Annotated in this window: 14 protein-coding genes and 1 pseudogene; 8 read left to right on the plus strand and 7 right to left on the minus strand. The window is 64.3% G+C overall.

Translation table 11 applies throughout. From position 1 onward, the window contains the following. The first annotated feature begins 138 nt into the window (after positions 1–138). Positions 139–1,174: pseudogene (locus V1278_RS16095) on the plus strand (AI-2E family transporter). Here V1278_RS16095 and V1278_RS16100 read toward each other — a convergent pair. Next, a complete protein-coding gene (locus tag V1278_RS16100) occupies positions 1,171–2,949 on the minus strand; it encodes a metallophosphoesterase family protein (RefSeq protein ID WP_334381499.1) in 1,779 nt (592 codons plus the stop codon). The pseudogene V1278_RS16095 and the gene V1278_RS16100 overlap by 4 nt on opposite strands. Positions 2,950–3,239: 290 nt before the next feature. Between V1278_RS16100 and glsA the strand changes: the two genes are divergently transcribed. Both glsA and V1278_RS16110 read left to right on the plus strand, forming a co-directional pair. After that, complete coding sequence (glsA, locus tag V1278_RS16105; RefSeq protein WP_334381500.1) at positions 3,240–4,238, plus strand: glutaminase A; 999 nt, start codon at positions 3,240–3,242, stop codon at positions 4,236–4,238. 73 nt (positions 4,239–4,311) lie between these two features. Next, positions 4,312–5,961: an MFS transporter gene (locus V1278_RS16110; protein ID WP_334381501.1), complete on the plus strand. Its 1,650-nt coding sequence runs from the start codon at positions 4,312–4,314 to the stop codon at positions 5,959–5,961. 193 nt (positions 5,962–6,154) lie between these two features. Here the strand turns inward: V1278_RS16110 and V1278_RS16115 are convergent, their stop codons facing one another. Next, a complete protein-coding gene (locus tag V1278_RS16115) occupies positions 6,155–6,352 on the minus strand; it encodes a hypothetical protein (RefSeq protein WP_334381502.1) in 198 nt (65 codons plus the stop codon). Positions 6,353–6,394: 42 nt separating this feature from the next. Between V1278_RS16115 and V1278_RS16120 the strand changes: the two genes are divergently transcribed. Further along, complete coding sequence (locus tag V1278_RS16120) at positions 6,395–6,958, plus strand: HdeD family acid-resistance protein (RefSeq protein ID WP_334381503.1); 564 nt, start codon at positions 6,395–6,397, stop codon at positions 6,956–6,958. A gap of 151 nt (positions 6,959–7,109) precedes the next feature. Here the strand turns inward: V1278_RS16120 and V1278_RS16125 are convergent, their stop codons facing one another. After that, positions 7,110–8,444 (minus strand): hypothetical protein, encoded by a 1,335-nt coding sequence (locus tag V1278_RS16125; RefSeq protein ID WP_334381504.1) that lies wholly within the window; start codon positions 8,442–8,444, stop codon positions 7,110–7,112. A gap of 76 nt (positions 8,445–8,520) precedes the next feature. Here V1278_RS16125 and V1278_RS16130 point away from each other — a divergent pair, with 76 nt between their 5' ends. Next, positions 8,521–9,720, plus strand: a complete 1,200-nt coding sequence (locus V1278_RS16130) for an MFS transporter (protein WP_334381505.1) — start codon at positions 8,521–8,523, stop codon at positions 9,718–9,720. On the opposite strand, the gene dgcA is transcribed toward V1278_RS16130, so the two are convergent. Continuing rightward, the gene (gene dgcA / locus V1278_RS16135) at positions 9,690–10,685 is read right to left on the minus strand and encodes an N-acetyl-D-Glu racemase DgcA (protein WP_334381506.1); all 996 of its coding nucleotides are present in this window, start codon (positions 10,683–10,685) and stop codon (positions 9,690–9,692) included. The two genes, V1278_RS16130 and dgcA, sit on opposite strands and share 31 nt — an antisense overlap. A gap of 139 nt (positions 10,686–10,824) precedes the next feature. On the opposite strand from dgcA, the gene V1278_RS16140 reads away from it, so the two are divergent. The 3 genes from V1278_RS16140 to V1278_RS16150 all read left to right on the plus strand — a co-directional run bounded on the left by V1278_RS16140 (position 10,825) and on the right by V1278_RS16150 (position 13,729). Further along, positions 10,825–11,958: an MlaE family ABC transporter permease gene (locus tag V1278_RS16140; RefSeq protein ID WP_334381507.1), complete on the plus strand. Its 1,134-nt coding sequence runs from the start codon at positions 10,825–10,827 to the stop codon at positions 11,956–11,958. 2 nt (positions 11,959–11,960) lie between these two features. After that, entirely contained in the window at positions 11,961–12,731 is a 771-nt protein-coding gene (locus tag V1278_RS16145; protein ID WP_334381508.1) for an ABC transporter ATP-binding protein, read from the plus strand. 110 nt (positions 12,732–12,841) lie between these two features. Next, positions 12,842–13,729, plus strand: a complete 888-nt coding sequence (locus V1278_RS16150; protein ID WP_334381509.1) for an MlaD family protein — start codon at positions 12,842–12,844, stop codon at positions 13,727–13,729. 53 nt (positions 13,730–13,782) lie between these two features. Here the strand turns inward: V1278_RS16150 and V1278_RS16155 are convergent, their stop codons facing one another. The 3 genes from V1278_RS16155 to V1278_RS16165 all read right to left on the minus strand — a co-directional run bounded on the left by V1278_RS16155 (position 13,783) and on the right by V1278_RS16165 (position 20,113). Continuing rightward, entirely contained in the window at positions 13,783–14,220 is a 438-nt protein-coding gene (locus V1278_RS16155; RefSeq protein ID WP_334381511.1) for a PIN domain-containing protein, read from the minus strand. Then, positions 14,217–14,456 carry a hypothetical protein gene (locus V1278_RS16160; RefSeq protein WP_334384191.1) on the minus strand — a complete coding sequence of 80 codons (240 nt, stop codon included), beginning with the start codon at positions 14,454–14,456 and terminating at the stop codon, positions 14,217–14,219. The genes V1278_RS16155 and V1278_RS16160 overlap by 4 nt, the downstream gene beginning before the upstream one ends. Before the next feature lie 257 nt (positions 14,457–14,713). Beyond that, entirely contained in the window at positions 14,714–20,113 is a 5,400-nt protein-coding gene (locus V1278_RS16165; protein ID WP_334381512.1) for a hypothetical protein, read from the minus strand. Positions 20,114–20,184: the final 71 nt, after the last annotated feature.

The following is a 20,184-nucleotide window of genomic DNA, read 5'->3' on the forward strand; positions in this document are numbered from 1 at the left end:
GATTTGCTGGGACGCTAAGCCGGGTGCGGGCCGTCGTACGTGACCGCGATCACGGTTGCAGCGCGCGGCGCTTCCACGCTTGCCGACGCGCGATGCCGCTGACAATCTCGGGTTGCTGAACGGTCGAAGGAACCCAAAATGGGCTTCGGGCTAAAGACCACCACAGGAATCATCGCAGCCGTGCTGGTCATGGCGGCGCTGGCTCAGGCGAGCACGGTGTTCGCCCCGCTTGCGGCGGCACTGTTCATCATTGCGATTGTGTGGCCGATCCAGAAGCAGTTGCAGTCCTGGATGCCAAAACTTGCCGCGCTGGCGATCACCATCATCGCCACCGTGGCAATCTGCCTCGGCTTCGCCTCGCTCGCAGCCTGGGGATTTGGTCGGGTAGGGCAATCACTGCTCGCCGACCTGGCGCGCTACCAGGCCCTTTATGCGGCGACCGTAAATTGGCTGGACGGCCACGGCGTCTCGGTTGCGGGCCTGTGGGCTGAACATTTCAACGTAAGCTGGCTGCTGCGCGCCACCGCAATATGTCACCGGACGGGTGAACACGACGCTCAGCTTCTGGGTGATTGCCTTGGTTTACGTCATGCTGGGGCTTCTCGAAGTCGAGAGCATCAGGCGAAACATCGAACGGCTGGATAACCGTGCCGCAGCACGCGTGCTGCTCGACGGCAGCGAAGCGACCGCGGCGAAATTCCGAAAGTACCTTTTGGTGCGGACGCAGATGAGCGCGGTCACCGGCCTGCTGGTCGGCAGCTTCGCCTGGATTACCGGGCTGCCATTCGCGTTCGAATGGGGCGTGATCGCCTTCGTGCTGAACTATATCCCGTTCATCGGCCCGTTCGTTGCGACACTGTTTCCGACCCTGTTGGCGATGACGCAGTTCGAGACCTGGCCGGCGGTGCTCGGAGTATTCGTGTGCCTGAACATCATTCAGTTCGCGGTCGGCAGCTACATCGAGCCGCGGGTGGCCGGCAGCCTGTTGTCGATCTCGCCGGTGGTGGTGCTGTTTGCGATCTTCTTATGGACGTTCCTGTGGGGCCTGTTCGGAACCTTCATCGGCGTGCCCATCACGCTCGCCATACTCACCTTCTGTGCCCAGCATCCGTCGAGCCGCTGGATTGCTGATCTGCTCGGCGGATCGGAGCCGGAGAAACCCGGCAAGCCCTAGTCGGCTGTCTCGCCCTCGATCTCTACCCGCTCGGGCGGCAACAGGCCCAGCCGGCCATCCTGGCCGGCCGTCAGGGAATGAATGTAGAAGTACGTCGCCGCAGCGTCGGTCGCACCCATCACGGGCGACGGAGCGGAGATGATTTTTAACCCGCCGCACGCGCCGATCCAGTCGATATGACGGTGGCCATGCATCACGACGGCGCGATCTCCCAGCGCTTCCAATCTGCGGACGAACCAACTGCCGTTGATCAGCGCCGTTCCGATGCGCTCGGAAAATGCTTTCACCGGCATGGGATATTCCGCCAGGTGGTGGTGCAGTGCGACGATCCAGCGCGCCCGTGGAAAATATCCGATGGCTGCCTCCAGGCGATGCGCCTGTTCGACGGAGACCAGTCCGAGCGCGTTGGTGAAGGAAAAGTGGGTCTTTGCATTCGAGTTCAGGATGGCTATTCCGAGGCCATCTTCCGGTTCCGGCGGCAGGATCATCGGAAACTGGTCGTCGAAGAGGCTGTGCAGCGCGGCGACACGGCGCAAACCTCCAAACTCCGCAACGGCCACGATCGCGTCACGGTGCAGCGCCAGCGCCTGTTGCAGCGTAGCGGCCGGTCTTCCGTTGGCATCGACGACGTGCACCCGTTCACCTTGCACGGCCGCCATCGCCGACAGCGTCCGAATTTGCCGCAGCCGCTTGCCGGTGCTGAACGGCAGGTCGAGCCTGGCCGGATTGGTGCGGTCGACGATGTTGACGTCGTGATTGCCCGGCAACAGGATCGTGCGCGCGGCAAGCTCCGGGTGGCGCGCCAGTGCTTCGAGGATTAACGCCCATTCGCTGGCGCGACCGGCGTCGGTCATGTCGCCCGTGACCAGAACGTGATCGAGCGGATTGCTGGCATGGATGGCGGCCAGCCGCGCGAGGATTCGATTGAGCCGGCCATTTCCACGCGGGCCAGCCCGTCCGCTTTCGATGCGAAAGCCATACTGCTCGCCGATCACATGAATATCCGACAGATGCGCGACACGCCAGATCCGGCCTTCGGCCGAGGCGGCATCGAACATTGCAAGATCGAGCGGTTGGGGCATGCTGGCATCGGCAAAACCCCAAACCAGCGATGCGACCGCCAGATAGCCCGCCATCAGTACGACGGCATTCGCAAGCGTGGGCACGGCGAGCCGATGCAGCAAGAGCAGATCGCTCCAGTTACCAGCCCACCGCGAGGCAGGCCAGGCGAGTATCGCGATCATCGCCGCGCATGCCGACAACAAGATGCCGGCGCCAACCGAATTGGCGCTGCCCAAGCGCGCCCGGCCGGCAGGAGTGAAGTTTTTTCCCGCGATCAGCTCAGCCAGATGACGCAAGGCTTCGCGCACAAACGCATAGCCGGGCTGTACCGCGAGTGCATTGAGCGACCAGAAATTGATCTCGGCGATCCGAAGCAGCGGACGCCATCCGATCCATCCCGCCGCTACGATCGCAGCCAGCACCAGCGCCGCGCCGATTTCGGTCAGGGCTGCAAGCTGTTCCGACAAGGTGGAGAACCAGGCCGAAGCCAGCAACGGCGCCAGACCGAGCAACACCGCCGGCAACAACAGCAAGATCGTCCAGGCGAACAAGAGCTTCGGCAAACTGATTTCGACCAGCAGGCTTCCGGCGATTGCCAGCAGCGACCGCTGCCCCGGACTGGCGGCATCATCCTCGATATCGCCGTTGCACGGATCGACCAGCATGTTCTCTGCGGCTTTGGTGACGTGTCGCTCGGAGATCGGCTTCGTCATTGCTCAATACCGCATTAGCTCGGTCAAATTGGTCGCTAATTCGCGGAGGTTTGTCGATACGGAGCCATCGGCGTTCGCGTGATTTGTCACAAAGTTGTGTAGCGGAACACACCCGACGCAAACGTACTTTAAGGTTGTGTGATTGACTCGATGCACTTTCAAGCGTTACGGTACGTGCAAGTCAAACGAAGCTGAGACGGTCGACGCAGACCGTCTATCAGCATGTAACGCGTGTTGCCGAACGGCTCGATCATCTGGGCGCAGCATGTCGAGCCGAATGGAGGAGTCCGATGGACTCACCTTCGATTTCGGGACCTACAGAATGCCCCTACATCTCGACAGGACACCTGCCAGAACCCGAGCTGGTGCAAGAGCTTGTGTCGGAGGCGCACCGGCGCTTCAAGTCGAACGGAGACGGACAGAACTCACAAGTCTATCCGGCGCTCGCCAGGGTGCCGCGAGAGCTGTTCGGGGTCTGCGTCGTCGGCACCAGCGGGCGTGTCTACGAGGCCGGCGACACCGACTATGAATTCTCGATCATGAGCGTATCGAAGCCGTTCGTGTTCGCGCTTGTTTGCGAGACGATCGGCCCGGAAGAGGCGCGCAGAAGACTTGGGGCGAACGCCACCGGATTGCCTTTCAACTCCCTCGCGGCCATCGAGCAGGGCGGTGGCCGCACCAACCCGATGGTCAACGCGGGCGCGATCGCGACCACCAGCCTCGTGCCGGGCCTGACGGCTGAAGGCCAATGGCAATTCATTCATGACGGGCTGTCACGGTTTGCCGGCCGCGAGCTTGCACTCAATGAAGAGGTGTACGCCTCGGCGTCGCAAACCAACTATCGCAACCGCAGTATAGCCCGGCTGCTGCAGAGCTACGACCGCATCTATTGCGACGCCAAGCAGGCGACCGATCTCTATACCAAGCAGTGCTCGCTGAATGTGAGTGCGCGCGATCTGGCGGTCATGGGCGCGACGCTGGCGGACGGCGGCGTCAATCCGGTCACCCGGCAGCGCGTAGTGGATGCTGCGGTCTGCCACTACGCGCTCACCGTGATGATTACTGCCGGCCTATACGAGACGTCGGGCGACTGGCTCTACGACATCGGCCTGCCGGGCAAGAGCGGGATCGGCGGCGGCATCGTCGCGGTCTCTCCCGGCAAGGGCGGCTTCGGTACCTTCGCGCCGCCGCTCGACGCGGCCGGCAACAGCGTGAAGGGGCAGTTCGCGGCAAAATTCCTGTCGCAGCGGCTGGGAATGGATCTGTTCGTATCGCAACCGGAAAACTGAAGCAGATGCAAAGAGTGGATTGATCGAGCCGATAGCTCGATCGATCCGGAACCGAGCCGCTCGGGAGGACACCATGGCGACGCACTCGATGTCGATCGGAGCAATCCGGGAAGGTGCGCGGGAGTCATGGGTACCGATGATCGCCATCGCGCTCGGCCAGATGATCATGTCCTACAACGTCGCCTCGCTACCAGTAGCGCTCGGCGGGATGGTGAAGAGTTTTGGCGTCCCGCCGACGACGGTTGCGACCGGCATCGTGGCCTATTCCATGCTGGTGGCCGGTTTCGTGATGCTCGGCGCAAAGCTCGCGCAGCGGTTCGGCGCGTTGCAGGTGTTCCGCTTCGCCGTCATCCTGTTCTGCGCGTCGCAGATACTGATGACATTCAGCCCCACGGCGACGTTGATGATCACAGCGCAAGCGCTCTGCGGTGCGGCCGGCGCCGTGATCGTACCGTCGCTGGTGGCGCTGATTGCCGAGAATTACACGGGAAGGCAGCAGGCGACGGCGGTGGGTGCGCTCGGCTCCGCGCGCGCGGCGGCCGGCGTGCTGGCGTTCATCATCGGCGGCGTGCTCGGCACCTATATCGGCTGGCGCCCGGCATTCGGTATCCTGATCGCGGTTTCCGCGATTGTGTTCCTCCTGAGTTTCCGTCTCAAGCGAGACTATGGCCGCCCGGATGTGCATATCGATTTCGTCGGTGTGGTTCTGGCGGCATCGGCGATCGTGCTCATCAGTTTCGGCTTCAACAATCTGAACGGATGGGGGCTAGCGCTGGCCACCGCCAATGCGCCGTTCGACCTGCTTGGCCTTTCGCCGGCGCCGATCATGATCGTTCTCGGCGTGGTGCTCGGGCAGGCATTCCTGATGTGGACGCATCGGCGTCAGGCCGCCGGGAAGACCCCGCTATTGGCGCTCGAGGTGATCGACTCGCCGGAAGAGCGCTGTGCGGTCTATGCGCTGTTTGCCGTGGTCGCGCTGGAGGCGGCGCTCAATTTCTCAGTGCCGTTGTACATTCAGATCGTGCAGGGCCGCTCGCCGCTTGCGACTGCGATTGCGATGATGCCGTTCAATCTGACGGTGTTCTTCACGGCGATGCTTATCGTCAATGTCTACGACCGGCTGACGCCGCGGCAGATCGGCCGCTACGGCTTCCTGCTGTGTACGGTTGGTCTGGTGTGGTTGGCCATTGTCGTGCGCAACGACTGGAGCGAGGTTCCTGTGCTGATCGGCCTGGTTCTGTTCGGGATCGGGCAGGGTTCGCTGGTGACGCTGTTGTTCAACGTGCTGGTCACCGCCTCGCCCAAGGAACTCGCAGGCGACGTCGGGTCGCTGCGCGGCACCACGCAAAATCTTGCCGCTGCGGTTGGAACGGCGGTGGCGGGTGCGCTTCTGGTCGGTCTGTTGAGTGCGATCGCGCTCAGCAGTATCGCGGCCAGCCCCGAGCTGCCGAAGGAGATCCAGAGCCAGGTCGATCTCGACAACATCACCTTCGTCAGCAACGACCGGCTGCGGAGCGTGATGGAAGGAACGACCGCGACGCCGCAGCAGGTCGAGGAAGCGGTGCGCGTGAATACCGAAGCGCGGCTGCGTGCGCTGAAGATCGGACTGCTGATCATGGCCGGTCTTGCGCTGTTGGCGATCATCCCGGCGGGCCGGCTTCCAAATTACCTGCCGGGCGAGATACCAAGTGATGCGCCCGGTAACCGATTGAGGTCCGGCTGATCAGCATGAGCATGCGAGGAAAGGGGCGTCCCAAGAAGGAGAACAACAATGGATGCAATCGACCGTCGCACTGCGCTGCGGACTCTGGTGTGCGGTGCCGTGACCATCGGCCTGGCCACAAGCCTGCCACCAGGCATGGCCGAGGCGGCGCCGTTCGCGGTGCAGAAGGATCCTGGAAAGGACGCCGGAGATTTCAAGCTCGAGACTCAAGGCCCTGGCACGCGGCCGCCTGGATCACCGGCTGGACGGCCACCGCGACGACCGCCTGGACGGCCGCCCACGCGGCCGTCGCGTCCCCCTCATCACTGGCATCGTCGTCGGCGTCGCCGTTGGGTCTGTTGGTGGCACCGCGGCCGTCGCGTCTGCGGCTGGCGATGGCGGTGATGGCCACGCTGCTCGAGGGTGCGATGAGACGTGAAGTGAGGAGACTGCCATGACCACAATTGACAACAGCTCGCCGATGGGCGTCACCAACCTGCCTGCGCCGCCGTTCTGGATCTGTGTTCTGCTTGGACTCGCCTTGATCCTGGCCGGCTTCCTGGTTCTCGGCGACGTCATGCTCGTCACCGTGATCAGCACCATCTTCATCGGCTGGGTTTCGATCGTCGCCGGCGCCTTCGAGATCGTCCATGCATTCTGGACCAAGGGATGGGGAGGATTCGTATGGCAGGTGCTTCTCGGCATCCTGTACATCGCCTTTGGCGTCGTGCTGGTGGGCCAGCCGGTCGCCAGCGCCTTGATTCTCACCTACGTCCTCGGCCTGGTGTTGCTGATTTCCGGTTTCGTCCGCATCCTGATCGTCATCAGCCATTGGCGAGAGGCGGGCTGGATCATGCTGCTATCCGGCGCGTTCGGCGTAGTGGCTGGCCTCGTCATTCTGACTGGATTTCCGATGACCGGCTTGTGGGTCCTCGGATTCCTGCTCGGCGTCGATCTGATATCCCATGGCATCGGGTGGTTGGCTTACGCGTGGCAGCCTACCACCCGAAGCGCGTAGCTCCTCCCTGCCTACTAGAGCGAGATGGCTTTTCTTCGAATCGTCATCTCGCTCCTTTTTCTGTTAGGGACGTCCGGGCGATCTGGTGCCCCACTTTGCTGCGGATGCGTCATGGAAGCCGGCGCGGTCTCCAGGCGGCGGCGCAGAGCTCTTACGAAAAGAACGCGATCTTCTCGGCCTGGCTCATGCGCCGGATCGGCGCCAGCGGGTCGTTGGCCGCCGTGACCGGCTTTCGCAGTATGCCGCTCGCGATGAGGGTCGAGCCGAGCGACACTTCTACTGCCGCGACGGGTGCTGGTGCGGCAGCGGGCGGCGGAGGCGGCTGAACCGTCTGTTGGACCGGCGGCGACGGTGTGGCGACCGGTTCGGGCGCTTCGGCGACGATCTTGGGAGGCTCCGCCAAGCGGACCTGCTCGGCTATCGCTTCGGCCATCTCCTCGTCGCTGATCGGATCCGGTGCGCCCATCTCCATCGCGATCATGTCGAGGAGCGCCTCGTCTTGCGCATCAGCGTCTTGGGCGTCGGCGTTCTGGACGGAGTTGTCTTGGGCAGCTGCGTCTTGGGCAGCAGCATCTTGGGCAGCAGCGTCTTGGGCAGCAGCGTCTTGGGCGGCCGCGTGCTGGACGGTCGCGTCTTGCACAGAGGTATCTTGGACCGAGGCCTCCGGAGCCGTGGCGCTTTCGGCAGCCAGCGCCGTTTCCGCTTGCGTCAGCACGGCCTCCGCGGATGCGGCCATCGAAGCGAACGGCGTCTCGGCAGTTTCCGGTGCTTCCTGCGCGAAGGCTGTCTCCGCTGCCGGCGGCATTTCCTGCGCGGTCGGGGAAGGCGCCGCCGCCTCGGACTCGGCAGCCGGCGCTGGCGACTGGTCGTCGTCTCCGAATTCCACAAGCCGGCCCTGGAGGGCGGCGAAGGCCGCACGCAGCGCTGCTCGCGCCTCCTCGGATGAGAACTGTTCGGTGCCCTTTTCGATGACGGTGACCTGCGAATCGATCAGGTCGCAAATTCGCCCGTCATTGCCGATTTCCCGCAACCGCCAGGCGATTTCGCGCAGCACCCGCGCGCCCTTGCGGACCGGGGCCAGCCGCTGCTCCAGTGCGAGGCTGTCGAGCGCCTCGACCGCCGATTCCTCGGCCGCCTCGACCGCGCCGCGGATGGCGGCAAGCGCCTCGGTCAGGCGCTCTTGCGCCGCGGCAGCCGCAGCGACGGCCTCGGCCGCCTGCTGCGCCGAAAGGCCTTCCTCCCGCTGGAGGTTTGCTTCCCGCTGAAGGGTCTCTTCCCGTTGGGCGGCGAGGCTTTGCTCGATCCGCGCCACCGCGTCCAGCACCATGCGGGTGTCGGCATTGCGGTTGCGCTTGGCGTATTCGGTCAGGAACCAGCGGCCCCGCGAAGTCTCCATGAAGGCTTCGGCGATCGCAGCATAGTCCTCCTCGCTCGGCAGCGCGGCGCGTGCTGAGATCGGCGAAAGGGCGAATGCTTCGTCGGCCATGTCAAACTCTTCGCGCAAATCGGCGCGCATTGCGATAACGAAACAACACGATATTGACCGAATCGCAATTGAATTGATGCCAAGCGAATCACAAATCCCCATCGCTTCTCAAGGTGCATCGAAGCGATTCGCGACCCGGGTGGCGCTGTTTTATGGCACGCTGTTCGGCATGACCGGCACCCATCTGCCGTTTTTCACGGTATGGTTGAAGGCGGTCGGGATCGATGCGTTTTGGATAGGGCTGATCACGGCCGTGCCGCCGGTGAGCCGATTTACCGTCCTTCCGGTGGTGACGGGCCTTGCGGAACGGCGGCAGGCCTTGCGCGGCGGCATCATCTTGACCGCCTTTGCCACCGCTTTGGGCTTTTTCGTGCTGGGCACCCAGCATTTGCCGGTGCTGGTGTTCCTGATCTACGCGCTGACCTGCTGCCTGTGGACGCCGATGGTGCCGCTCACGGATGCCTATGCGTTACGGGGAGTGAAGCGCTACGGCCTCAACTATGGGCCGTTGCGACTGTGGGGCTCGGCCGCCTTCGTCTTGGGCGCGCTGGTCTGCGGAATGTTGTTCGACCTTATCGCCGCCCGAAACCTGATCTGGATCATCGCCGGCTCGGCGGCGCTTGGGGCGCTCGCCAGCCTCGCGTTGCAGCCGCTGGACGACGTCAAGAGCGCCCGCCCGGTCACCGGGGGCGCGAGCACATTGCTGCGCGACGGCGGCTTCATCGCGATCAACGTGGCGTCGGCGCTGATCCAGGGCAGCCATGCCGCCTATTACATTTTCGCGTCGATTGCCTGGCAACAAGCGGGGTTCGACGGACTGACGATTGCAGTTCTGTGGGTGCTCGGCGTGATCGCCGAGATCGTGCTGTTCGCGCTGTCCCCGCGGTTCACCCTGCAGCCGTCGATGCTGGTGGTGATCGCGGCGCTGAGCGCGGCCGCGCGCTGGGTGTTGACGGCGCAGGACCTGCCGCTCGCTATCCTTGCGATCGTCCAGCTCGCGCATGCGCTGAGTTTCGGGCTGACGCAGGTCGGCATCATGGGATTGATGCTGCATCACGTGCCCGGCCACGTGATGGCGCGCGCACAGGGCTATCTGACCGCCTGCGGCGGCATCGTCGCCGGCCTCGCCTCGGTCGCGTCAGGCACGATCTACGAGACCTGGGGACAAGGCATCTACTACCTGATGGCGGCGATGGCCGCTCTCGGCGGGCTGGTGGTCTGGCTCGCGCGGGACCGGCTCGCGCATCAGCCCCACAAGGCGGCTTCCGGCGGATAGACCAGGCTGCCGTCGTAGCGCAGGCCGCCGTCGCGGTCGCGCGCCAGCAACAGGGGGCCATCGAGATCGACGAATCTCGCCTGCTGCGCGAGCAGCATGGCCGGCGCCATCGCCAGCGAGGTCGCGACCATGCAGCCGATCATGATCTCGAAGCCTAGCGCCTGGGCGGCATCCGCCATCGCGAGCGCCTCCGTCAGCCCGCCGGTCTTGTCGAGCTTGATGTTGACAGCATCATAGCGCGCGCGCAGGCCTTCGAGCGAGGCGCGGTCATGCACGCTTTCGTCGGCGCAGACCGCGACCGGGCGCTTGATGCTGGCCAACGCCTCGTCGCGCCCGGCCGGCAACGGCTGCTCGACCAGCGTGACCCCGGCGTTGGCGCAGGCGGCGAGGTGGTATTCGAGATTGTCCGCCGTCCAGGCTTCGTTGGCATCGACGATCAATTCGGAATCGGGAGCCGCCTTGCGAACCGCTGATATCCGCGCGTCATCGCCATCGCCGCCGAGCTTGATCTTTAGGAGCGGCCGATGCGAGGCCCTGGCCGTTGCCGACGCCATCGCCTCCGGCGTACCCAGCGAAATCGTGAAGGCGGTGGTGCAGGGGCGCGGCGCCGGCCGTCCGAGCAGGGTCCAGACTCGTTGGCCGGAGCTCTTGGCTTCGAAATCCAACAGCGCACAATCCAGCGCGTTACGGCCGGCGCCGGCCGGCATCGCCGCCTGCAGCGCCGCTCGGTCCAGTCCCTTGGCAAGAGGTTCCTGCATCGCATTAAGGGCTTCAAGCGTCGCTTCCGCCGTCTCGCCGTAACGCGGGTAGGGCACGCATTCGCCGCGCCCGGCACAGTCCCCGTGGCTCACGGCAGCGACGACGGTGACCGCTTCGGTTTTGGCGCCGCGGCTGATCGTGAACGCGCCTGCGATGGGCCAGCGTTCGATGCTGACGGCAAGCTTTCGAGATAGGCCGGAAGTCATTTTAAAATCTGGCAATTTTCTGAACCGCAAGCTTGCCCGCCGCTACCAACTATGGCTGGTTAGGGACAGATTCGACAAGGCAATACGGCGTGCGGAACCCAAGGGATTCGCATCGGTATCGGCCGAGGGGTGGGCATTGGTGAGCGGCGACCCGACATTGGAGCGGATAGCCAGGGGCAACGGGCTGGCGCTGTGTGCAGCCGGCTCCTGGACGGCGCGCTTTGCGCCGGTGCTGGAACGAATGGTCGCCGACGCCGAGAAGCTCAGCGGCACCCGGCCCAACATCTCCATCGACGTCTCGCAGGTGTCGAAGCTCGACACGTTCGGCGCCTGGCTAATCGAGCGGCTGCGCCGCAGCCTGACCCATGGCGGCATCGAGGCCCAGATCGCCGGGCTCTCGGCCAATTATTCCAGCCTGGTCGACGAGGTGCGGCGGGTGAAGGCCGAGCCAATCGTCGAAACCGACCGACTGACGATATCAGGCATGCTGGAGCAGATCGGCCGCGCCGTGGCCGGCATCGGCGGCACCTTGATCGGGTTGATCGATATGCTCGGCGCGGTGCTCGCCGCGGCCGCCCGTGTCCTGATTCGTCCCCGCCACTTCCGCCTGACCTCGACCATCCATCACCTGGAGCAGGTGTGCTGGCGCGCCGTGCCGATCGTGGTGCTGATCACGTTCCTGATTGGTTGTATCATTTCGCAACAGGGCATTTTCCATTTCCGCAAATTCGGCGCCGACATCTTCGTGGTGGACATGCTGGGCGTGCTGGTGCTGCGCGAGATCGGCGTGCTCCTGGTGGCGATCATGGTAGCGGGACGCTCGGGCTCGGCCTACACCGCCGAACTCGGCTCGATGAAGATGCGGGAAGAGATCGACGCGCTGCGCACCATGGGGTTCGATCCGATTGAGGTTTTGATCCTGCCGCGGATGCTGGCGCTGGTGCTGGCATTGCCGATATTGGCGTTCCTCGGCGCGATGGCGGCGCTTTACGGCGGCGGGCTGGTGGCGTGGCTCTATGGCGGGGTCGAGCCCGAGGCTTTCCTGCTGCGGCTGCGCGATGCCATCTCGATCGACCATTTCGTCGTTGGTCTCATCAAGGCGCCGGTGATGGCGGCTGTCATCGGCATCGTCGCCTGCGTCGAGGGACTGGCCGTGCAGGGCAGCGCTGAATCGCTCGGGCAGCACACGACGTCCTCGGTGGTGAAGGGAATCTTCTTCGTGATCGTGATGGACGGCGTGTTCGCCATCTTCTTCGCGTCGATCGGAATGTGACCATGGCGGACGAAATCTCCGACGCCATCATCCGGGTCCGCGACATCACCGTGCAGTTCGGCAAGACGCGGGTGCTCGACGGACTCAACCTCGACGTCAAGCGCGGCGAGATCTTGGGATTTGTCGGCCCGTCGGGCGCCGGAAAATCGGTGCTGACGCGCACCATCATCGGCCTCGTGCCCAAGCTCAGTGGACGCATCGAGGTGTTCGGCGTCGATCTCGATGCGGCGAGCGCCTCCGAACGCCGCGGCGTCGAGCGCCGCTGGGGCATCCTGTTTCAGCAAGGCGCGCTGTTTTCTTCTCTTACCGTGCGGCAGAACATCCAGTTTCCGGTGCGCGAATATCTCAACGTCTCGCAGCGGCTGCTCGACGAGATCATGGTGGCCAAGCTTGGCATGGTGGGCCTGCGGCCCGAAGTCGCCGATCGCTATCCGTCGGAACTGTCGGGCGGCATGATCAAGCGCGTGGCGCTGGCGCGCGCGCTGGCGCTCGACCCCGAGCTGGTGTTCCTGGACGAGCCGACCTCAGGGCTCGATCCGATCGGCGCCGGGGATTTTGACGAGCTGGTGCGCACCCTGCAGCGTACTTTGGGCCTGACGGTTTTCATGGTAACTCACGATCTCGACAGCCTTTATACGGCCTGCGACCGCATCGCGGTTTTAGGGAACGGTAAGATCATTGCTGCAGGATCGATTGCCGACATGCAGGCCTCGCAGCATCCCTGGCTGAGGCAATATTTTCACGGCAAGCGCGCCCGCGCTGTGATGGGCTAGGGGCCCCAAAAGTGTGATCGGTTTTTCGGATCAGATCGTGCTCAAACATGAGATAAATGACGGGTCTATCGCCGACGCTGGATAGATCTGATTTCGGAGTACCTTGAATTATGGAAACGCGGGCGAATTACGTCCTGATCGGGGCCTTCACGCTGGCGGTGATCGCCGCCGCATTCGGCTTCGTGCTGTGGTTTCAGAGCCTGCACACCACCAAGCAGCGCAGCCCGATCCGCATCGTGTTCGAAGGCCCGGCGTCCGGGTTGCGCAACGGCGGCAGCGTCAACTTTAACGGTATTAGGATAGGGGAGGTTGTCTCGGTCAAACTCGACAATCCGCGGCGCGTAGTCGCACTGGCGATGGTCGAGAACAACGCGCCGATTCGGAAAGACACGCTCGTCGGTCTCGAATTCCAGGGGCTAACCGGCGTCGCGGCGATCTCGCTGAAGGGCGGCGAGGAGACCGCTCCTGCTGTGCCGCTCGATGAGGATGGAGTGCCGATGCTGACCGCCGACCCAAGCGCGCTGCAGGATGTCACGGAGTCGATCCGCGCCACGCTGCAGAACGTCAACCGGCTTGTCGCCGATAATCAGGAATCGGTGAAGAACTCGCTGCGAAACCTCGAGACCTTTACGGCAGCGCTCGCGCGCAACTCCGAGAAGATCGACAACGTCATGCTCAGGGTCGATGGCGTCATGGGCAAAGCCGACAGTCTCATGCTCGGGCTCAACACCATCGCAGGCGGCGCCGCCGGCGGCGAACTGAATCTCATGGTCAAGTCGATCCGCGAATTGGCCGAGGATTTCGACAAGCGGTCGGGCGCGCTGATGGCCGATGGCCGCCGCACCCTTTCCGACATCAGCCGCGCCGTGAACAATTTCGATCGCAACCCGACCCGCGTGATCTTCGGCGGCGGGAGCAGCAGCAACAGCCAGGCGGCGGCGCCGCCGCCGACACCGGCGCCACCGGCGAGGCCACCGAGCGGGCAGAAGCGGCAGTAGGCCACTAGTCTGCTTATCGAGGCTCAAGCAGCGATCGGGTGCGACCGCGCTGTTTATCGTGTTCTCAGGGCCCGAAGCGGATTGATGTACTTCAATCCGGCAAAATCCTTTTCATTGTCGGTCACGACGACGCAGCCGTTGGCCTCAGCTATCGCGGCTACGATCATGTCAAGCGCGCTGCGTGGCCGCCCTTTGGCCGTGCCATCGGCCATCAGCCGCGCCCAGATCAGGCCTGCTTTCTCATCGAAGGCGAGCACGCGGCCGGCAAACAACGCTAGCGGACCTTCAGGGCCCGCGAACCAGGCTTCCAGCAGGGCGCGCTTCTTTCCGGAGGGCTTTTGCAGCAGCCCACGTCGGATTTCTGCAACGGTGAGCGCGGAGGTGAATAGATCGGTATCAACCTGCTCCGACATCCATGTGAGAAGCGATGCGGACGGATTTGGTCGCGTGACATTGCTGATGATGTTGGTGTCGAGCAAATAGCGCGTCACAAGACGACCTTGCGGCCGGTTTCGCGCGTACGGGCGAGATTGAGGTCGGCCCCGACCAGCGGCGAGCGGCGCAATGCGGCGAGGATGCCACCTTTCCTTGGAGGTTCGCCTGCCACGGTCTGGGTTACAGCCGCCCGAATCCGTGCGGCGTCGGAATCGTTCTCCGCCAGGCGTCTGGCCAGGGATCTGATCAGGTCGCGGTCGGCGTCGAGGCCGAGAACCTCAAATCGCGCCATGCCGCGCTTGACCAGCCGGGTCCGATAGTTCCGTATGGCTCTCTTCTGTGCGGTATTGGCCAAAGCGGCACTCCATTTAGATATTTCCAGATATATATCCAGAGCCGAGACGTGCTGCAAGGTGGGGAGTAGCGAGGGTGTCGATCGGTCGGTCGCACTGCAAGCTTGCGAGGCCGTCGGTCGTACCCTTCATCCGTGCTGAAAAGAAAAACGGAGGCATCACTGCCTCCGTTTCGCGTTCTAGAATGGTCTGAGCCTTACCCCAGCCGTCCCGCTGCGTGAGCGAGCAGGGTGTAGACCAGCCCGGTCTCCGAGGTGAGGTGGCCGCGCAGCGCCTGCGGCCCGCGATCCTCGCGTGCAACTTCGTCCAAGAGCCGTTCGAACTCGGCGATATAGCGATCGACCGTCTGCTTGAAGCTGCGGTCGGCGCGATATTTGCGGGCGACTTCATCGAACGCCTTCTGGCCGGCCGGCGTGTAGAGGCGCTTGCTGAACGCCTTGCTCTCGCCGCGCTGGTAGCGATCCCACATTTCGGCGGCGAGGTTGCGATCCATCAGCCGGCCGATGTCGAGCGACAGCGACTCCAGCGGATTGACCGGGGTTTGCGGCGGGCGGCCACGGGGAGCCTCACGTCCTGTACCTGCGTCGGTGCGGTGGAGCAGGTCGGACAGCCATCCATCGCCGCGTCCGGCATCCTGGCTCACCGGACTGACCGGCGGGGCTTCGGCGCGGCGCGGGGCGGGCATGCCGAGATCCGGCGGCGGTAGCGTCGATGCGCTGCCGGCGTCGCGCATCCGCACTTCGTTGCGGCCGCCGGCGGCCGCTGCCATCACGGGCTCTTCCTGGCGTTGCACGCTGGCGCGGCCGGAAGTCACGACGTCGAGACCGCGGCCATGATGCGCGACAATACGGTTGAGCTCCGCAAGCGCCTCGATCTGGTCGACGATCACCTTGCGCATCTGCGCGGTGTTGTCGGCCGCTTCCTGCGGCATCTCGAGCACGCCGCGGCGCAGCTCGTTGCGCGTCGCCTCGAGCTCCTGATGCATTTCGGCGGCCATCTGCTTCATGGACTGTACCATCGCAGCGAACTTCTCGGTCGACTGCTTGAACATCGCATCGGTTTCGTGCGTGCTCTGCTGGTACAGATCATTCATGGCGTCGAGGGTCTGCTGCCGCTCGTTTTCGGCCGCAGCGCGCACGGCTTCGAACTGGCGGCTAATCGCGGCCGATCCTGCGCCGGCGGTTTCCGCCACGACACGCGCGATATCGCGCGCGCGTTCTTCCGCCGCCGCAAGCGATTCGTCGAGCAGGCCGGTGAAGCGCGACAGCCGCTGGTCGAGGTCGGTTGTCCGCAGGTCGATGGTGGTCACCAGCGATTCGAGCTGCGACTTGCGGTCAGCGACCGACGTCGAGGTGGAGCGGTTGGCCTGTTCGACCACGCCGGCTGCTTCGACCAGCTCCTTGCCGTGTTTCTCGAACTCGCTCGACAGCGCGCCGAGATCCTCCAGCGCCTTCGTCGTCTTGGAGTTGAACACGGTCAACTGGTCTTCCAGCGTTTGGGTCGCGACGCCGTTGCGCGCGGTGACATCGTTCATCGCGGATACGAAGTCGGCCACGCGGGTCACCAGCGCGCGTTCCAGCGAGTTGAGATTGTCGTGGGCGCCGGTGAGCACTTCCTGCAGCAGGATGTTGCCTTCACGCAGCCGCTCGAACAGCGCCACCGTGTCGGTGCGCAGGATCTTGCTGGTCTCCTGCATTTCGGTGACGGCGGCGATCGATACCTGGCGCGACTGGTCGATGGCCGAGCGCGACGCCTGTTCGAGGTCCTTCAGCGACTTGGCTACCGCGCCGGTGGCGAGATCGCCTGCGGTGGTAATCGTTCGCGCGACTTCCGAACCGTGGGTCGACATCGATTGCGAGAACGCCTGACCGCGTGTTTCGATCGATTTCAGGGCGTCGCCGGTGACACGGTCGATGTCTGTCGTCAGTTGCGTGGTCCTGGCGCTGAGCGCCTCGACCAACGAACCGCGGCGGCTGTCGACGATCTGCGCCAGACGGTCGGTCTGCTGCTGGACATAGGTGACGATTTCGTCGGTCTTGCCGGTCATCGTCGAGCCGAAATTGCTGCTCGCGGCTAGTACCGAACGTTCGATATCGGCCGAGGTCGATTTGACCTTGGAGCTGACCTCGTTCGTTGCGGCGACCAGCACGCTCTGCGCGTTCTGCGCGGTGGTCTGGATGGTATCGGTCGTGCTGGCGGTGACGACGCCGAGCGAACGCTCCATGTCGGCGGCGATCGCCTTGATCTGGTTAGCTGCCTCGGCAGAGGTCGCAGAGAACGAGTTCTGGGCCTCGCGCGCGGTGCCGAGGATGGAGGCCGCAGTGTCGGTGCCGACGGAAGTCAGCGTGCGTTCGACGTCGATCGCCAGCGACTTGACGTGGTTGGCGGCTTCCGTCGATGCCGTGATCAACGCGTTCTGGGCTTCGCGTGCGCCCGACGTGATCGATTCAGCGGTGGCATTGCCGGCCATCGAGAGCGAACGCTCCATGTCGGCGGCGAGCGCCTTGACCTGGGTCGATGCATCGGCGGACGCATTCATCAGGGTATTCTGAGCCGCGCGGGCGCCTGCCGTGATCGCCTCGGCGGTCGCCGTCCCGGCGATCGAGAGCGAACGCTGTACGTCGGCCGCAAGCGACTTGACCTGATTGGCGGCCTCGTTGGAGGCGGCAACGAGCGTGCTCTGCGCCTCGCGGGCTCCCGCGGTGACGGCCTCGGCGGTTGCCGTGCCGGCGACCGACAGCGAACGCTCGACGTCGGCTGCAAGCGACTTGACCTGATTGGCGGCCTCGGTGGAGGCGGCGACCAACGTGCTCTGTGCTTCACGGGCACCTGCGGTAACGGCTTCGGCGGTTGCCGTCCCGGCGACCGACAGCGAGCGCTCGACATCGATGGCGAGCGACTTGACGTGGCTTGCGGCGTCGGCGGACGCGGTCACCAGCGTGGTCTGCGCCTCGCGCGCGCCGGCGAGAACCGATGCGGCCGTGGCGTCGCCTGCGGCCGAGAGGGTGCGCTCGACGTCGGCGGCGAGAGATTTGATTTGGGCGGCAGCCTCGGAGGACGCGGACACCAGCGTGGTCTGGGCATCTTTGGCGCTGGTCAGGATCGAATTGGCCGCGCCGGTGCCGACCGCGGTGAGGGCGGCCTCGACCTCGGCCGAGGTCAGCTTGAGCTGCGCGCCGACATCGGAGGAAACCGTCAGCAGCGCCTGCTGCGCGCTGCGTGCACCGGTTTGGATGGTCTCGGAGGTATTGACCACGAGGTTGGTCAGAGAACGTTCGGCGTCCTCGACATGCGACTTGATGCCGGAGGACAGCATTTCAGCGCGCGACATCAGATCTTCGCTGGCCTGGCGGCCGCTGCTTTCGATCCGGCCGGCCACAGCCTCGATGCGCGAACCGAGCAGATCCTCAAATTGCGCGACGCGGGTGTCGATGTCGCTGGCGATGCCGCCGACCCTGGTCTCGACGCCGTTGGCAATGTCGCCGACGCGGGTTTCGATGCCCTGATGAATTTCCTGGAATCGCGCCTGGATGATGTCGGTCAAATGGGCGCTGCGACCGTCGATGGTCTCGGTGACGTTGGCAATGCGATGGTCGACCGCGGCAATCGCCTGCGCAGTGCCCTCGGTCAGCGAGGAGGTGAGCAGGGTGAGCCGCTGGTCGATCGATTGGATCGCCTGCGCCGCGCCATCGGTCAACGAGGTTGCCAGCGTGCCGAGGCGGCCGTCGATGGTTTCGGTGACGGATTTGGCGCGGGTGTCGAAAGTGGTTTCCAGCGATTTCAGGCGACCGTCGATGGTCTCGTCGAACGACTTGATCTTGTTGTCGAGCGACGCGTCGAGACTGTTGACCCGGGTGCCGAGCTGGGTTTCGAACTGCAGCAGCCGCTGATCGAGCGAAGCGGTGATCTCGCCGCTGTTCGAGACCAGGCGGGTGTCGAAAGTGTCGACGTAATTCTTCAGGTTGTCTGATATCTCCTGGGTCCGCTGGCCCATGCGCTCAACGATCTCGCCGCCAAAGGTTTTGACGGTGCGGTCGAATTCGGAGATGTGCCGCGTAATCAGCGCGCCCAGCGTGCCGCTGTCGCGGGCGAACTTTTCCGAAAGTTCCGAGCCCTGGTTCTTCACCAGCTCGTCGAAAGCGTTCATCTGCAGGGCGAGGCTGTCGTGCGCGTTCTCGGTCTGGCTGATCACCTTGGCAACCAGCGTGTTCACGGTCACGTCCAGCGCGTCACTGGCCTTGTCGCCGGAGGTGAGAATGCGGCTCGCGAGGCGGTTGCCGGCGTCGTCGATCTTGCTGACGAGATCACCTGAGCGCAACTCGAGTTCGAGCAAGAGCGAGTCGGACGAATTCTTCAGGGAGTCGTGGACCTGCTCGGTGCGATCCGAGATGCCGTCGACGATGGTCGAGGAGCGCTGCTCAAATTCGCTGGTGATGCGATCGAGGCGCTCGTTCAGCATCTCGTGGACGCGATCGGCCAGATCGACGAACTCGTCATGGACGTGCCCGGTCTTGAAGTTGAGGCTGGTGGTCAGCCGCTCGGAAGCGTCGAGCACGGCACGCGTGGTCTCGGCGCTGGCTTCTTCCAGACGATCGAGCAGGTCGCCGCCGCGCTCGCCGAGCGCGAGGATCATGTTGTCGCCGGCATGGCTCAAGGCGCTCGTGATGTGTTGGCCGCGCTCTTCCAGTGCGCCGGTGATGCTTTTTGCGACCTCGTCGACGCGTGAGGCGATCGCGTCCGAGATGAGCGCGATGTCGTGGCGCAAGTCTATCTGGACGCCGGAGATGGCGCTGCGAACCTGCTCGGCCTGGCCGACCAGATTGTCGCGCTGATGGGCAATGTCTTGCAGCAGCGCGCGAATGCGAACTTCGTTGTCGCTATAGGCGCGCTCCAGCGCTGCGACTTCATTGGCGACCAGCGTTTCCAGCTCGCCGGCGCGCGCGATCGCGCGCTCGACGCCGTCGCCCATCGCGGCGACTTCGCGGCGGATTGCCTGACCGACAGTCACCATCGAATCGGCGGCGGCCCCCTCGGGCTCGGAGAAGCGGATCGCGACCTGCGCCATCGACTGCGCGATCATCCGCATTTCCTGGCCGCGCCAGGCAAGGCTGGCGAGGAAGTAGAACAAGAGAACCGGCGCAAAGAACAACGCCGCAAGCCCGGCGAGCACCAGCACGCCGCCGCTCTGTCCAATCGCCGCCTGCAGCGAGGGCAGGAAGCTGGCGGTTAGCAGGGCGCAACCGAGCACCCAGACGCCGCCAAACACGGTGGCAAGCGTGTAGACGCTGCGGGCAGGATGGTTCTTCTGGATCGCCTGCAGAATCTGTCCGATGGTTTCGCGATCGTCGTTGGCGGCGCGGCGGGGGCCGCGCGGCTCTTCGATCGAATCAAACGCCGGCCGCTCGGCGCCTGCACGCGTGTCGAACTGCGTTTCTGAATAGGGCGGCGCGGCGGTGGGCATGATCGGCTGCGTGAGTTCGCCGCCGATCGAATTTCGGCTGGGGTCGACGGTCGTATCGCTGATGTTGAGCGCTTCCTGAATGGCGGAGAGCGCGACTTCAGTGGGATCTTTGACCTTCTTGGGATTGTTCGCCATGTGCAGTCCGAGCCCTCTTAAACTTACGCATCCGGCCGCTCTGGCAAAAATGCCCCCGCAAGCTCGAAGCC

The sequence above is a fragment of the Bradyrhizobium sp. AZCC 1577 genome (assembly GCF_036924575.1).
GTDB lineage: Bacteria > Pseudomonadota > Alphaproteobacteria > Rhizobiales > Xanthobacteraceae > Bradyrhizobium.

Excerpts from the sequence above, each read along its gene's own strand:
- V1278_RS16145 (WP_334381508.1), top strand. The coding sequence starts at position 11,961 with ATGGCGGACGAAATCTCCGACGCCATCATCCGGGTCCGCGACATCACC.
- glsA (WP_334381500.1), top strand. The coding sequence starts at position 3,240 with ATGGACTCACCTTCGATTTCGGGACCTACAGAATGCCCCTACATCTCG.
- V1278_RS16100 (WP_334381499.1), bottom strand. The coding sequence starts at position 2,949 with ATGACGAAGCCGATCTCCGAGCGACACGTCACCAAAGCCGCAGAGAAC.
- V1278_RS16125 (WP_334381504.1), bottom strand. The coding sequence starts at position 8,444 with ATGGCCGACGAAGCATTCGCCCTTTCGCCGATCTCAGCACGCGCCGCG.
- V1278_RS16160 (WP_334384191.1), bottom strand. The coding sequence starts at position 14,456 with ATGGCGCGATTTGAGGTTCTCGGCCTCGACGCCGACCGCGACCTGATC.
- V1278_RS16150 (WP_334381509.1), top strand. The coding sequence starts at position 12,842 with ATGGAAACGCGGGCGAATTACGTCCTGATCGGGGCCTTCACGCTGGCG.
- V1278_RS16130 (WP_334381505.1), top strand. The coding sequence starts at position 8,521 with ATGCCAAGCGAATCACAAATCCCCATCGCTTCTCAAGGTGCATCGAAG.
- dgcA (WP_334381506.1), bottom strand. The coding sequence starts at position 10,685 with ATGACTTCCGGCCTATCTCGAAAGCTTGCCGTCAGCATCGAACGCTGG.
- V1278_RS16120 (WP_334381503.1), top strand. The coding sequence starts at position 6,395 with ATGACCACAATTGACAACAGCTCGCCGATGGGCGTCACCAACCTGCCT.
- V1278_RS16110 (WP_334381501.1), top strand. The coding sequence starts at position 4,312 with ATGGCGACGCACTCGATGTCGATCGGAGCAATCCGGGAAGGTGCGCGG.
- V1278_RS16165 (WP_334381512.1), bottom strand. The coding sequence starts at position 20,113 with ATGGCGAACAATCCCAAGAAGGTCAAAGATCCCACTGAAGTCGCGCTC.